General features: G+C 68.2%; 14 protein-coding genes. 8 read left to right on the top strand and 6 right to left on the bottom strand.

Annotation, left to right across the window (positions count from 1 at the left end):
• The first annotated feature begins 369 nt into the window (after positions 1-369).
• Positions 370-3,090 carry a pyruvate, phosphate dikinase gene (gene ppdK, locus AVL59_RS39580; protein ID WP_067314226.1) on the top strand — a complete coding sequence of 907 codons (2,721 nt, stop codon included), beginning with the start codon at positions 370-372 and terminating at the stop codon, positions 3,088-3,090.
• A 273-nt stretch (positions 3,091-3,363) separates the two neighbouring features.
• On the opposite strand, the gene AVL59_RS53090 is transcribed toward ppdK, so the two are convergent.
• The 5 genes from AVL59_RS53090 to AVL59_RS39555 all read right to left on the bottom strand — a co-directional run bounded on the left by AVL59_RS53090 (position 3,364) and on the right by AVL59_RS39555 (position 6,931).
• Positions 3,364-3,867, bottom strand: a complete 504-nt coding sequence (locus AVL59_RS53090) for an Ig-like domain-containing protein (protein ID WP_067314224.1) — start codon at positions 3,865-3,867, stop codon at positions 3,364-3,366.
• A gap of 309 nt (positions 3,868-4,176) precedes the next feature.
• Positions 4,177-5,049 carry a GNAT family N-acetyltransferase gene (locus AVL59_RS39570; RefSeq protein WP_067314222.1) on the bottom strand — a complete coding sequence of 291 codons (873 nt, stop codon included), beginning with the start codon at positions 5,047-5,049 and terminating at the stop codon, positions 4,177-4,179.
• A gap of 84 nt (positions 5,050-5,133) precedes the next feature.
• Complete coding sequence (locus tag AVL59_RS39565; RefSeq protein WP_159400192.1) at positions 5,134-5,319, bottom strand: hypothetical protein; 186 nt, start codon at positions 5,317-5,319, stop codon at positions 5,134-5,136.
• 5 nt (positions 5,320-5,324) lie between these two features.
• Positions 5,325-6,125 (bottom strand): radical SAM protein, encoded by an 801-nt coding sequence (locus tag AVL59_RS39560; protein ID WP_308281805.1) that lies wholly within the window; start codon positions 6,123-6,125, stop codon positions 5,325-5,327.
• 440 nt (positions 6,126-6,565) lie between these two features.
• Complete coding sequence (locus AVL59_RS39555) at positions 6,566-6,931, bottom strand: ATP-binding protein (protein WP_079147215.1); 366 nt, start codon at positions 6,929-6,931, stop codon at positions 6,566-6,568.
• Between the two features lie 233 nt (positions 6,932-7,164).
• Here AVL59_RS39555 and AVL59_RS39550 point away from each other — a divergent pair, with 233 nt between their 5' ends.
• Complete coding sequence (locus AVL59_RS39550) at positions 7,165-8,451, top strand: helix-turn-helix transcriptional regulator (protein ID WP_237281797.1); 1,287 nt, start codon at positions 7,165-7,167, stop codon at positions 8,449-8,451.
• Positions 8,452-8,464: 13 nt separating this feature from the next.
• On the top strand, positions 8,465-8,821 hold the full coding sequence (locus tag AVL59_RS39545; RefSeq protein ID WP_067318293.1) for a hypothetical protein: 357 nt from the start codon (positions 8,465-8,467) through the stop codon (positions 8,819-8,821).
• A 121-nt stretch (positions 8,822-8,942) separates the two neighbouring features.
• On the opposite strand, the gene AVL59_RS39540 is transcribed toward AVL59_RS39545, so the two are convergent.
• Positions 8,943-9,506, bottom strand: coding sequence for a DUF4232 domain-containing protein (locus tag AVL59_RS39540; protein WP_067314214.1), 564 nt, complete (start codon positions 9,504-9,506; stop codon positions 8,943-8,945).
• Positions 9,507-9,614: 108 nt separating this feature from the next.
• Between AVL59_RS39540 and AVL59_RS39535 the strand changes: the two genes are divergently transcribed.
• The 5 genes from AVL59_RS39535 to AVL59_RS39515 all read left to right on the top strand — a co-directional run bounded on the left by AVL59_RS39535 (position 9,615) and on the right by AVL59_RS39515 (position 14,237).
• Positions 9,615-10,223: a DJ-1/PfpI family protein gene (locus tag AVL59_RS39535; protein ID WP_067314212.1), complete on the top strand. Its 609-nt coding sequence runs from the start codon at positions 9,615-9,617 to the stop codon at positions 10,221-10,223.
• 25 nt (positions 10,224-10,248) lie between these two features.
• Positions 10,249-11,172, top strand: coding sequence for an oxidoreductase (locus AVL59_RS39530; RefSeq protein WP_067314210.1), 924 nt, complete (start codon positions 10,249-10,251; stop codon positions 11,170-11,172).
• An 86-nt stretch (positions 11,173-11,258) separates the two neighbouring features.
• Complete coding sequence (locus tag AVL59_RS39525) at positions 11,259-12,512, top strand: ABC transporter substrate-binding protein (RefSeq protein WP_208870646.1); 1,254 nt, start codon at positions 11,259-11,261, stop codon at positions 12,510-12,512.
• A complete protein-coding gene (locus tag AVL59_RS39520) occupies positions 12,509-13,411 on the top strand; it encodes a carbohydrate ABC transporter permease (protein WP_067314208.1) in 903 nt (300 codons plus the stop codon). The genes AVL59_RS39525 and AVL59_RS39520 overlap by 4 nt, the downstream gene beginning before the upstream one ends.
• A complete protein-coding gene (locus tag AVL59_RS39515) occupies positions 13,404-14,237 on the top strand; it encodes a carbohydrate ABC transporter permease (RefSeq protein ID WP_067314207.1) in 834 nt (277 codons plus the stop codon). Before AVL59_RS39520 ends, AVL59_RS39515 begins: the two co-directional genes overlap by 8 nt.
• Position 14,238 lies beyond the last annotated feature (1 nt).

Below are 14,238 nucleotides of genomic sequence, written 5' to 3'. Positions count from 1 at the left end.
GAAACCAAGCGCTCTGTGGCAGCGTGATTCTCGCCACCCTTGATAAGGGTTGCGCTCAGATGAGCGGATCTTGCGCGGCTGCACTTCTCCAAGGGGTGGCACTCAGTGCCACCCCTTGATCGTTCATCGATCGAAATCAGACGTGCTGATAGCCGCTCATCTGAGCGGAAAACCGCGCCTATGGACCTAGTTGCGTTCAAGAAGTGAACACATAACTGTTTCGCTGCTTGCCAAGCCTTGACTTTCGATCCGCTGGCGGACGACTGGTTACAGGCGCATGACGCACAAGTGGACGTACCCAGGAACCTTCGATCTGGGTATGTTCCTCGCCGTCAGGGCAGCCACCGCGGCCTCAAGGAGTCGAGACCCGTGTCGGAAAACAAAGAACCCCACGTAGCGAAGTTCGTTTACGACTTCACCGAGGGCAACAAGGACCTCAAGGACCTCCTCGGCGGCAAGGGTGCCAACCTCGCCGAGATGACCAACCTCGGTCTGCCGGTCCCTCCCGGCTTCACCATCACCACGGAGGCCTGCAAGGTCTACCTGGAGAGCGGCGAGGAGCCCCTGGCACTGCGTGACGAGGTGAGTGCGCACCTCGACGCCCTCGAGCAGAAGATGGGCAAGAAGCTCGGCCAGGCCGACGACCCGCTGCTGGTCTCCGTCCGCTCCGGCGCGAAGTTCTCCATGCCCGGCATGATGGACACCGTCCTGAACATCGGCCTCTCCGACAAGTCGGTGCAGGGCCTGGCCAAGCAGGCCGGCGACGACCGGTTCGCCTGGGACTCCTACCGCCGCCTCATCCAGATGTTCGGCAAGACCGTCCTCGGCGTGGACGGCGAGCTGTTCGAGGAGGCTCTCGACGCGGCCAAGGCGGCCAAGAAGGTCACCGTCGACACGGACCTCGAAGCGGCCGACCTGAAGAAGCTGGTCACCAAGTTCAAGAAGATCGTCAAGGCCGAGGCCGGCCGGGACTTCCCGCAGGACCCGCGCGAGCAGATGGACCTCGCCATCAAGGCGGTCTTCGACTCCTGGAACGGCGACCGCGCAAAGCTCTACCGCCGCCAGGAGCGCATCCCGCACGACCTGGGCACGGCCGTCAACGTCTGCTCGATGGTCTTCGGCAACCTCGGCCCCGACTCCGGCACCGGCGTCGCCTTCACCCGCGACCCCGCCTCCGGCCACCAGGGCGTCTACGGCGACTACCTGCAGAACGCCCAGGGCGAGGACGTGGTGGCGGGCATCCGCAACACGGTCCCGCTCGCGGAGCTGGAGTCGATCGACAAGAAGTCGTACGACCAGCTGATGCAGATCATGGAGACCCTGGAGAACCACTACAAGGATCTCTGCGACATCGAGTTCACCATCGAGCGCGGCCAGCTGTGGATGCTGCAGACCCGCGTCGGCAAGCGCACCGCCGGTGCCGCCTTCCGCATCGCCACCCAGCTCGTCGACCAGGGCCTGATCGACGAGACGGAGGCCCTCCAGCGCGTCACCGGCGCCCAGCTGGCGCAGCTCATGTTCCCGCGCTTCGACGAGGACGCGAAGGTCGAGCGGGTCGGCCGGGGCATCGCCGCCTCGCCGGGCGCGGCGGTCGGCAAGGCCGTCTTCGACTCCTACACCGCCGTGAAGTGGTCCCGCTCGGGCGAGAAGGTCATCCTGGTGCGCCGGGAGACCAACCCCGACGACCTGGACGGCATGATCGCGGCCGAGGGCATCCTGACCTCGCGCGGCGGCAAGACCTCCCACGCGGCCGTCGTCGCGCGCGGCATGGGCAAGACCTGTGTCTGCGGCGCCGAGGAGCTCGAGGTCGACACCAAGCGCCGTCGTATGACGGTCCCCGGCGGCCACGTGGTGGAGGAAGGCGACCTGATCTCCATCGACGGCTCCTCCGGCAAGGTCTACCTGGGCGAGGTCCCGGTGGTCCCCTCCCCGGTCGTGGAGTACTTCGAGGGCCGCATGCACCCGGGCGCCGACGACGCGGACGAACTGGTCGAGGCCGTGCACCGCATGATGGCCTTCGCCGACCGCAAGCGCCGCCTCAGGGTGCGTGCCAACGCGGACAACGCCGAGGACGCGCTGCGCGCCCGCCGCTTCGGCGCCCAGGGCATCGGTCTGTGCCGCACCGAGCACATGTTCCTCGGCGACCGCCGTGAGCTGGTCGAGCGCCTGATCCTCGCCGACACCGAGGCGGAGCGCGAGGAGTCCCTCAAGCAGCTTCTTCCGCTGCAGAAGAAGGACTTCGTCGAACTCTTCGAGGCGATGGACGGCCTCCCGGTCACCGTCCGCCTCCTGGACCCGCCGCTGCACGAGTTCCTGCCCGACATCACGGAACTCTCCGTCCGCGTGGCGCTCGCCGAGTCCCGCCAGGAGCCGCACGAGAACGACCTGCGCCTGCTGCAGGCCGTGCACCGGCTGCACGAGCAGAACCCGATGCTGGGCCTGCGCGGCGTGCGCCTCGGCCTGGCCATCCCCGGTCTGTTCACCATGCAGGTCCGCGCCATCGCCGAGGCCGCGGCCGAACGCAAGAACGCCAAGGGCGACCCGCGCGCCGAGATCATGATCCCGCTCGTCGGCACCGTCCAGGAGCTGGAGATCGTCCGCGAGGAGGCCGACCAGGTCATCGCCGAGGTCCAGGCGGCCACCGGCACACAGCTGAAGCTGGCGATCGGCACGATGATCGAGCTGCCGCGCGCCGCGCTGACGGCGGACCAGATCGCCGAGGCGGCGGAGTTCTTCTCCTTCGGCACGAACGACCTGACGCAGACGGTCTGGGGCTTCTCCCGCGACGACGTCGAGGCTTCGTTCTTCACGGCGTACTTGGAGAAGGGCATCTTCGGAGTGTCGCCCTTCGAGACGATCGACAAGGACGGCGTCGGCTCCCTGGTGAAGGCGGCGGTCAAGGCGGGCCGCGAGACCCGTCCCGACCTCAAGCTCGGCGTCTGCGGCGAGCACGGCGGCGACCCCGAGTCGGTCCACTTCTTCCACGAGGTGGGTCTGGACTACGTCTCCTGCTCCCCGTTCCGCATCCCGGTCGCCCGCCTGGAGGCGGGCCGCGCGGCCACCCAGTCGGCGGGCAGCGACCACCGCTGAGCCGAGGGCGGCACCGCCGCCCGCCCGGACCCCGGAGCCGTCGTCGGTCCCCGACCCTCAAGACCGATCGGCGGCGGCTCCGGCGCACGAAAGAGGAGGGGCGCCACCCTGTGCGGGGGTGGCGCCCCTTCGCGCATGACCTGCTCCGCATGATCTGCGGCACTTCTATGCCTCAGCGCTCATCAGGAGTGGGCCCGGCTGGAGCCGCGCTTGCCGAAGAACATGGCTGCGGCCCGCGTTGGGCCGCGTGCATGGCCCGCGGTTTCGATCGGTTCAGCCGATTCCGGGTTCGATCTTGCCGTGCGCGAGCGCGGGCATGTACTTCTTGTTGCCCTGGAACTGCACCTCGTAGCCAGAGCCGATCGCCTGGGCCCACAGCAGGGGGTCGAGGAGGTTGGAGCCACTGTCGAGGTGCGCGACGCCAGTGGCGTCCGTTACCCCGATACCGATCTGCCGGCCCGCACCGACGGTGAAGGTGATCGGCACGCCCTTGATGGGCTCGCCGTCGCTGTCGATCAGCTTCGCGCTGATCTGAGCCTGCGCCTGGCCCATCACAGTGCCCTTCACCGTCGCCGCGGTGAGCTGCGGGTATTCCTTCTCGGTCGACCCGTTGGTCTGCGGCGGGTACGGGTACGGCTGGAACTGCGGCGGGTACGGGTACGCCTGCTGCGGGGGGTACGGGTACGGCTGGGACTGCGGCGGGTACGGGTACCACGCCGGCTGGGACTGCGGCGGGTACTGGTACGGCTGGGGCGGCGCGTAGGGCTGCTGCGTCACTGATACTCCTCATGGGACGGGTTCGGGGCGGGCACTCCTGCCCGCCTCTCCACGGTTACACGCAGAGCGACAGTCCGCCCCCGGGATGGTGACTGTGCGTTACATTTCCGGAGTTGCGATTGGCATATGACCCGAATAGTCCATCGGTCGAGGGTGTGCCGGATCGACGGTCGCGCCGCACGCCTAACCGCGCCGCTCTCGACCTCCAGGGCACCGATGGACGCGACTTCGCAGGTCAGGGAGTCGGCCATACATCCTGTGCGGGGTGCCGCCCCTTCGCGTGCGCGGGGGCGTGGACGTATGTCCCCGTCATGCCTTCACTGAGCAGACGAACCCGAGAGAAGCGAGTCCCTCGGCTGCACACAGGCGGTCGGATGCTCCTCCGACTTCTGTCTGGAGAAGCTGGTAGGCGGCGCCATGCCGGTGTCCCCAATGCATCGCTGCACGCCACAAAGCACGCCCGTAGCCGTGTCCTCGGAACTCGGGGAGCACGCCGAAGTACTGCGGCAGGAGCTGAGTCTGGCCGATGGCGTCCACCATGGTCTCCATGGGGCCGATCGCTCCCGCCACCTTGCCTTCGTGTGAGACGGTGAGGATGGAACCGACGTGGCCGAGCTTCATTCGCTGGTACAGGAACGCGAACCCGTCGTCGGCCATGCGCTCCGCGAATTCCGCGAACCCTGCCCGTGCCTCGCCAGGCAACTCTTCGTACTCCTGGACGCCTGCGCCTGGGTCGGCACCGGCTCCCGCAGCGAAGTCCTTGAGTTGGACGCGTGTCCCCCGGACGTAGTGCTCCGGCTGCTCAGGACCAAGGAACCATACGACGCGGGCCACTTTCGCGTCGTGGGCAGCGCACAGCTTCTTCGCATGGACCGCTGCGGTGGTGAGAGCGTCGGGTTCGCAGCTGTAGACATGGACTTTGACGGTGTCGTGGCCGTGTCGGGTCAGGGTCGGGACCAGGGTCTTACCGGGAGTCTGCTCGATGTCCTCGACGAGGACGCGCTCTTGTTTCATCGGCGACCAGCGACGGTCCTTGTCGTAAGGCAGGAATCGTCCACTGCCAGCGGCGGTGAGGATGTCCTCGAAGCGCTCCTGGGCGAGTACGGAGGGATGGACGGGGCCGATGGTAGGGATGTACGGCACGGTGAGATAGGGGCGTAGAGCGTCCCAGTCGAATCCCATGCATGCACGGTACCGGTGTGCCACGCCGGGCTCAGGCCCCGACGCAGATCGTGCCAGGGCCTGAGCGTCGCTGATCACATGTGATCAGTGGGGGTTGTCATCGCCCGCGTTGCACGAGCACTTGATGCTGTCCATGATCTCGTCGAGGTCGGCGACAGCCGTCATCACGGTGACTGGTGCCGGGCCGGGCTCGACGGGCCGCGTGAAGTACGGCAGCCCACCGCCTGGCAGCGGACGCTTCGGGGAGATTTCGACAGCGACAGCGGTCATGCTGTTCACCCTGCCTTCCTGATTCCGTGCTGGCAGTAACTTTCCAGTGGTGCCTTCGCTTCCTGATAGTGCTTGGCCAGCGGCCGGCACACCGTGCACGTGCCGGACAGCTTGCAACCGGAGCAGCCACCAGTGCGAAGCATGAGCCGGTCGGCGATGGCGCCGAGCCGGGAGAGGCCGTCGATGCCCTCCAACGGAAGGCTGATCTGCTCGTCACGGCCGATCTTGCAGATGGACACCAGGCCGTGAGGGTCGGTGTGGAAGAACGTGTGTCCCGCGTTGCAGCCGGTGAACTGCTTGCGCATGCGCAAGTGTTCCTTGGACTGCGCGGTCAGTACTTCGCCTCCGCCATAGATCGTCGGGGTCACGTTGGTGAAGACGTTGTACTCGACGCCCCACCTCTCGCACAGGTCGAGCATTGCCTGTTCCTCGTGGGCGGTGTCCTCGGTGACGATGATGCTCATCCGCAGCGGCAACCTGGCGGCGCGAGCAGCGTTCATGCCCTGTACGAACAGGTCCCAGGCGCCTTCCCGTTGCGTGAGTTCGTCGTAGGTGGCTTTCGTCGCCCCGTACATGGACACGGTCACGCGGTACGGCGGACACGCACGGAACAGTGTCAGCAGATTCTCCCGCCACAGCAGTGATCCGTTCGTCGAGACACTGATCATCATGCCCAGCTCGAACGCGGCCCGGTAGGTGGCAGGGAAGTCCTTGTCGATGGTCGGTTCGCCGCCGGTGATCTGGAGCCACAGCACCCCGGCCTCGGTCATGATCCGAAGGCAGCGCAGCTTGTCGGCGAGCGGCATGCCCGAGTTCACCTTGAGTCCGAGGTAGCAGTGCTTGCACCTGAGGTTGCAGCCGAGGTTGATTTCAAAGCTCGCCCGTGCGTAGCCCCACTTCGACAGGTGCCTGACCAGGAGGAATTCAGCCGTCGACCGTCCGGTCACTTCCAGGCCGGGCCACTGCTCCTGTACGACGTCCGCGAGCCATGAAGGTGCTGCCTGAGTGGAGCCGCATGGGCTCGCAGTTCCTCGTAATGGCTGCGAGGCAGGAGAACTCCGCCCCGGCTGCCTGGGCGTACGAGCAAGTACTGATCAAGGAACGGGCTCGCGATCAGCTTGTGCACCGTCCCCTCCCTTCGTCACGTGTGCGGCTCCTGAGGGGCCGGATTCGGCGTACCGCAGCATGGAGAGGACCAGGACCACGAGGACGGTGACGTAGAGGACAACGACCGTGATCCGCTGCCTCACCGGCTGGCCCCCGTGCGGAGTTCGGCCCACACGACCTTCCAGGTCCGGTGCCGGTCGTAGCCCCATTGGTCGGAGAGAGCGTCGACCAGGACCAGGCCACGGCCATCCTCCGAGTCCTGACGGGGGTTACTCATGTCGGGGACATCGCGGGACGTGTCGGCGACGCTGATCCGTACGCGGTCGTCGGCGATGCGCCGGATGGCGATCCGCGCCGTGCGACAGCGGGTGTGGTCGATCGCGTTCGTCAGCAGTTCGTCGACGACCAGCTTCGCCGCGTCCACCAGCTCCTCTATGCCCCAAGTGCTCAGGGCGGCGGTGACGAGCAACCGGGCTCGCCGCGCGGACTCGGGCTTGCACGGCATCGTTTCCGAGTAGCTGGGAATGCCGGTTGTGGTAGGTCTGCCAACGGCCTTGAGCACGGACTTGATCCCTCCAAGCGTGGCCGCCCGCAATGGGGTGCGGACGGCCCTCTCCTCCACTGCCGCCGACGGGGAACCACGCGTTCTCGACGGCTGTGATCAGGGAACTGCATTGCGTTACCGTGTCCCAGAGCAGGGCCAAGGCATTGTCCAGGCGTTTCCCGTGCGTTGGGGCTGTGACCTGGGGTGATGCTAGACATGCGGAGGCGTCGATGACGGCCAAACGCCGAGGGCTCGCGGAGCAACGCGCGGCACGTGGCTACTCCCAAGAGGAGTTCGCCGCCCTTCTCGGAGTCGCCACATCCACGGTCGTACGCTGGGAGGGCGGGCATTCCACACCCCGGCCGTACCAGCGTCCCAAGATCGCGAAGCTCTTGGGTGTGACAGCGGCGGATCTGGACGGATTCCTCGTCGCCGTGACGACGGTCACCCCGCAGGACATCCCGATTCCCGCTTCGCTCGGCGATCCTGACGACATGAGACGCCGCGACCTTCTCGGACTGCTCGCCGCCACGGGTGCGCTCATCACCCTGCCCGAACCCTTGGCCTCCGCTTCCGCGAGGCAGGAGTCCGCCACGGTGTTCGAGACGGGAGAGGCGATGATCGAGCACTTGTGGCAGGTCTACGGCCTCACCGACGACAAGAGCACGGTTTACCCGGTTATCCGTCATCAACTCGCGCTGCTGGCAAAGAGCCTGGTGGAAGTCCGTAGTGAGATCGACCGCAAGCGCCTCCTCATGCAGGTTGGCAATCTCTACCAGTTGGCCGGTGAGCTGTTTTTCGACGCGCGCGACGACGCCCTGTCCGCCCACTGCTACACCCTCGCTGCGAACGCGGCGAAGGAGGCACGGATGTACGACCTCTGGGCTTGCGCGATGACACGGCACGCCTACGTCGAGTTGTACGCGGACCGGGCCGCGTCGGCGGCCCCGCTGCTGTCGGCCGCGTCGAACATCGCTCGGCGGGGCGACAGCGCTCTTTCCACCCGCTACTGGGTGTCAGCCGTACAGGCCGAGGTCCATGCCGCTCTGGGTGACGTCGACGCTTGTTCCCGCGCCCTCGACACCGCAGAGGAGGTACACACCCTCGATGGCCAGCTCCACCACGGAGGATGGCTCCGCTTCGACGGATCCCGCCTCTGCGAGGAACGCGGAGCCTGCTACGTGACACTCGGCCGCCCCGATCTTGCCGAGGAGGCGCTGGCGTCCGCACTCGCACAGGAATTGAGTCCTCGTCGACGGGGTGCTGTTCTCGCTGATCTCGCCACGCTGGGTGCCCACCGAGGTGACATCGACCAGCTCGTCCACTACGCCGACCAGGCTCTGACCGTGGCCGGACAGACGCACTCGGGATACGTGGGCGCCAAACTCCACGGCCTTCGCTCCCGTCTTGCCGGGCTGCCTGCCGATACCCGAATCTCTGAGCTGCACGAGAAGATCGCGGCACTGCCGAGTGCCGCCTGAAGAAGGGGACTTCATGAGTGAGGACGGCCGGATCTTCCGCGAGGCATGGATCGCCGGCGTGCACAAGCACTTCCCCGGCGAGCCGAAGCCCAGCTACGTCACCCCTTGGGAGGAGACGCCCGCGTGGGAGCGCGCAGCCGCCGCTGCCGTCTGCGGTCAGGTCCGGGACTTCATCCGCGTCAGCGCAGGGTGCTCCGCACGCCTGAGCCGCGAACAGAAGGGGCAGTTCGTCGCGGTGTGCTGGACGGCCCAGATGTACCAGCACTTCGAGGACCCGAAGCCGGGGTACGTCGCCGGTTGGGGAGACCTCCCCGAATGGCAGCGTGAAACCGACGCCGACATTTTCGAGGCCATCGAGCAGAGTGCGTGATGCTGCGGCCTCGTTTCTATGATCAAGTGCGCCAGGACTGAGGAGGCGGCGTACGCACGCCGCTGGCGCGGCACCACGCCCGGGGCGCCGCCCTTCCGGCGTACGTTGTGCGGTCAGCGGCTCAGAAGGTGCCCTCCGTGTTGATCGGGCCGACCTGGAAGCTATTCGAACACGTCGTCCAGCGTGCGGGGACGAGGACGGCGGTGTGCGAGGCCGGCGGGTAGATCCTCAGGTAGGAGCCGGTGCGCAGGCAGGGGCCGCCGATCGGGCCGTTGGTGGTGCGCGCGACCGCGGACGCGGAGTGCCCGGGGCCGAGGGCGACGGTGGAGTACGACGTGCCGCTGTGGGCGGCGGCCGGTCCTATCTGCCGGTGCGCGGTGTCCAGGACGCTGACGCCCGGGTAGCCGCGCAGGGCGCACGGGGTGGTGCTGGTGTTGGTGAACTGGACGGACCAGTACAGCGATCCGGCCGCGCCCTCCTTGTGGCCCATGGAAACGTACAGGTCGTTCAAGGCGCAGGTGCGCGGAGCGGCGGACGCCCGAACCGTCGTGCCGGTCGTCGTCGTCGCTGTCGCCGCCGACGTCGTCGTGGCGCTCCATGCGACGCCCGCCGTCGCGAGTGCCGCGGCGGCGGTCAGGGCGGCGGCCAGGCCGTGCCGGGAGAGGAGCCGAGTGTTCAGAGACATGGCGCTTCCGCCTTCATCGAGCCGGTGGATTGATGAGGTCGCTATGTTGGATGCGCCGCCGTCGGAAAAAGTTGTGTGCGCGTTCACCCCGTACCGTGAGGAGATGCCGTGCAGGTAGCCGTGGTCACCTTTGACGGATTCAACGAGCTCGACAGCTTCGTCGCGTCCGCGCTGATCAACCGGTGCCGGAAGGACGGCCTGGAGGCCTTCATCACGACGCCGACGCCGGTGGTCACGTCGATGAACGGCGTCGAGGTGTCCGGGCAGCGCCCGATGGAGTTCGTGACCGAAGCCGACGTCGTGCTGATCGGCAGCGGGGTGAAGACGCGCGACGTGGTCGCCGACGACCGGCTGATCTCCCGGCTGCCGCTCGACCCTTCGCGACAGCTGATCGGCGCGCAGTGTTCGGGCGCGCTGGTGCTCGCTCGGCTCGGGCTGCTGGAGTCCATGCCCGCCTGCACGGACATGAAGAGCCGGCCCTTTGTCGAGGCCTGCGGCGTCACCGTGCTGGACGCGCCGTTCCACGCCGAGGGGGACATCGCCACGGCGGGCGGCTGCCTGGCCTCCCAGTACCTCGCCACGTGGGTGATCACCCGCACGCTCGGCGAGGACGCCGCGCGTGACGTCCTCGGTTACGTGGCTCCGGTCGGCGAGAGCCAGGAGACGGTCGAGCGCGCCCTGCGTGCCGTCCACACGGGCGAGGCCGCACTGCGCTGACGCTCCCGCCGCCTACGCTGGGCCCATGGGCTGGACAGCGCGGAACATCCCCGACCAGAGCGGCCGCCTCGCCGTCGTCACCGGTGCCAACAGCGGGCTCGGGTACGTCACCGCGCGGGAGCTCGCCCGTAAGGGGGCCCGGGTGGTGCTCGCCTGCCGGAGCGAGGCGCGCGGGCGGGATGCGGGGGACCGGATCACGGCGGAGGTGCCGGGGGCCGAGGTGGAGGTCACACGGCTGGATCTCGGGGACCTGGGGTCCGTGCGCGACTTCGCGGACCGGTTGCCGTACGACCGGCTCGACCTGCTCGTCAACAACGCGGGCGTGATGGCGCCGCCGTACGGGACGACGGCGGACGGGTTCGAGACGCAGTTCGGGGTCAACCACCTCGGCCACTTCGCCCTCACCGGGCTGCTGCTGCCCGCCCTGCTGGCCACCCCGGGCGCCCGCGTCGTGACCGTCTCCAGCTTTCTGCACGTCCTCGCCAACGTCGACCTGAACGACCTCAACGGCGAGCGGCGCTACCGGCGTTGGATCGCCTACGCCCGGTCCAAGACCGCCAATCTCCTCTTCACCCATGAGCTGGCCCGCAGGCTCGCCGCCCACGGCGCCGATGTCGTCGCGGCCGCCGCGCACCCGGGGTACGCCGCCACCAACCTCCAGACCGCCGGGCCGCGCGCAGAGGGGCGGCGGGGTGCCGAGCGGCTGATGGAGCTGGGCAACCGGGTCCTCGCCCAGTCCGCGGAGGCGGGCGCCCTGCCCACGCTGTACGCGGCGACCGCGCCCGGGGTACGGCCGGACTCCTTCCACGGGCCGTCCTTCGCGATGTGGCGGGGTGCGCCCGCGCCGTCCTGGCGGGCGCCGTGGACGCTCGACGACCGGGCGGCGAACCGGCTCTGGGACGCCTCCGTGCGGCTGACCGGCGTGGACCACACGGATCTCAAGGTGTGACACACGGCCGCAACTCCCCTTTCGTAATCGCGGTGCAGGGTTGATCGTTGGGCCGTGCATCGATGACCGACGTCAGGGGGCACATGATGACGAGCATCAACCGTAGGACGCTGCTGGCAGCGGGCGTGGGCGCCGGACTGCTCACCGCGTGCGGATCGAACACCGGACGGGGCGACGGCGGGGGCTCCGGGCCTCGGCTGTCGCAGTGGTACCACCAGTACGGAGAGACGGGGGCCGAGCAGGCCGTCGAGCGGTACGCCGGCGCCTACAAGAAGGCGCACATCAGCGTTCAGTGGCGGCCCGGCAACTACGACCAGCAGACCGCCGCCGCCCTGCTCACCGGCTCCGGACCCGATGTCTTCGAGGTCAACGGGCCCACGCTCGACCAGATCCAGGCCGGTCAGGTCGTCGACCTCACCGAGCTGCTCGACGGGGTCAAGGACGACTTCAACCCGGCCGTGCTCACCCCGAAGACGTACGACGGGAAGATCTGGGCCATCCCCCAGGTCATCGACACGCAGCTCCTCTACTACCGCAAGAGCCTGCTGAAGGACGCGGGAGTCGAGCCGCCCGCCACCCTGGACGCCCTCGTCGACGCCGCCCGGAAGCTCACCGACAGCAAGACCAAGGGGCTCTTCCTCGGCAACGACGGGGGCGCCGGCGTGCTCGGCGGAACTCCCCTCTACGCCGCCGGACTCCAGCTCGTCACCGACGACGGCAAGGTCGGCTTCGACGACCCCGCCGCCGCCCGCACCCTCGGCAAGCTGCACCAGCTGTACGCCGACAAGTCCCTCCTCCTCGGCGCCCCCGCCGACTGGTCCGACCCCTCCGCCTTCCTCCAGGGCCTGACCGCGATGCAGTGGTCCGGACTGTGGGCGCTGCCCCAGGTGCGGAAGGAACTCGGCGACGACTTCGGGGTGCTTCCCTTCCCCCGGGACGGCGCGCACGGCCGGCCCTCGGTTCCCGTCGGCGCGTACGGCGCGGCCGTCAGCGCGCGCGGCGGGCACAGGCAGGCCGCCAAGGAGTACGTGAAGTGGCTGTGGGTCGAACGCACCGACTACCAGGAGGACTTCGCGCTCTCCTACGGCTTCCACATCCCGGCCCGGATCTCCCTCGCGAAGAGGGCCGCCAAGCTGAGGTCGGGCGCGGCCGCCGACGCCGTCCGCTTCACCACCGAGTACGGCTACGCCCAGCCGCTGCTGTGGACCCCGGCCGCCCAGACCGCCTACCAGGACGCGCTCAGCCGGATCATCAAGAGCGGTGCCGGTCCCGAGAGCGAGCTGCGGGCCGTCGTACGGAAGGTGTCGGACGAGCTCGACCGCGTAAAGAAGAAGCCGTGAGCAGGCGGAACGCCTTCTGGTTCTGGGTCTTCGTCGGGCCCTTCGCCCTCGGGCTCGCCCTGTTCACCTACGTCCCGTTGCTGTGGAGCGTGGCGCTCAGCTTCTTCGACGCCCACAACACCGTCACGCCCACGCACTTCGTCGGGCTGCACAACTACACGGCGATGCTGAGGGACGACGCGTTCCTCGACAGCCTGAGGACCTTCCTCGTCTTCACCGCGTTCATCGTGCCCGCCACCTACGTCTTCTCGCTCTCCCTCGCCCTGATGGTGAACCGCCTCCGGCGGGCGCGGGCCTTCTTCCGGTCCGTGTTCTTCCTGCCCGCCGCGTGCAGTTACGTCGTCGCGGCGCTCGTGTGGAAGATGTCGCTGTTCAACGGGGTGCGGTTCGGGCTCGCGAACACCGTGCTGGGGTGGTTCGGCGGCGATCCCGTCGCCTGGCTGTCCACCACCGATCCGCCCTGGTACTGGCTGGTCATCGTCACCGTACGGCTGTGGCTGCAGGCCGGGTTCTACATGATCCTCTTCCTCGCCGGGCTCCAGCGGATCGACCCGGTGCTCTACGAGGCGGCCGCCGTGGACGGGGCCCGGCCCGGCTGGACCGTGCTGCGGCACATCACCCTGCCCCAGCTGCGGGCCACCTCGGTCGCGGTGGTGCTGCTGCTCGTCATCAACGCCTTCCAGGCCTTCGACGAGTTCTACAACCTGCTGTCCGACGCGCGGGGTTATCCGCCCTACGCCCGGCCGCCGCTCGTCTACCTCTACTACACCGCCCTGGGACAGGGGCAGAACCTGGGGCTCGGCAGCGCGGGGGCGGTGATCCTCGCGCTGGTCATCGCCGTCGTGACGGTCGGGCAGGCGCGGTGGCTGAGGCTGGGAAGGACGGACACCGATGGATGACGCCCTGGTGCGGGCCGGGCGGGCGCTCAGGCTGGTGCTGCTGATCGCGCTCGCCCTGCTGTTCCTGATCCCCTTCTATCTGCTGGTCCGCAACGGTCTGTCGAGCGAGCGGGACATCACCTCGCCCGAATGGACCTTCTTTCCGGGCGAGTTGAGGTGGGGGAACGTCCGGGAACTGTTCGACGACCCCTCCGTCCCCTTCGCCCGCTCCCTCCTCAACAGCGCGCTGATCGCCGTCGCGACCACGCTCGGCACCCTCCTGCTCGCCTCCCTCGCGGGCTACGGCCTCGCCCGCATCCCCTACCGGCACGCGAACAAGGTCTTCTACGGCATCCTCGGCACCCTCCTGGTCCCGGCCGCCGTGACGTTCGTGCCCAGCTTTGTGCTGGTGTCGTCGCTGGGCTGGATCTCCACGCTGCGGGGACTGATCGTCCCGACGCTGTTCTCGGCCTTCGCCTGCTTCGTCTTCCGGCAGTACTTCCTGGGCTTTCCCCGGGAGCTGGAGGACGCGGCGCAGGTCGACGGGCTCGGGTACTGGCGCACGTACTGGCTGGTCGTCGTGCCGAACGCGCGGCCGGTGTTCGCGGCCGTCGGGACCATCGTGTTCCTCGGCGCGTGGAACTCCTTCCTGTGGCCCCTGGTCATCGGGCAGGACCAGAACGCCTGGACGGTGCAGGTGGCGCTGTCGTCCTTCACCACGTCCCAGGTGATCCGGCTGCACGAGCTGTTCGTCGCCGCCGCCGTGTCGATCCTGCCGCTGCTGCTCGTCTTCCTGTGCTTCCAGCGGTGGATCGTGGCGGGGGTGGAGCGGTCGGGGATCGACTAGG

It is taken from the genome of Streptomyces griseochromogenes, assembly GCF_001542625.1.
Classification (GTDB): Bacteria; Actinomycetota; Actinomycetes; order Streptomycetales; family Streptomycetaceae; genus Streptomyces; species Streptomyces griseochromogenes.
Note: the sequence above shows the minus strand (reverse complement) of the source record. Positions and strands in the feature narration are given on the sequence as shown.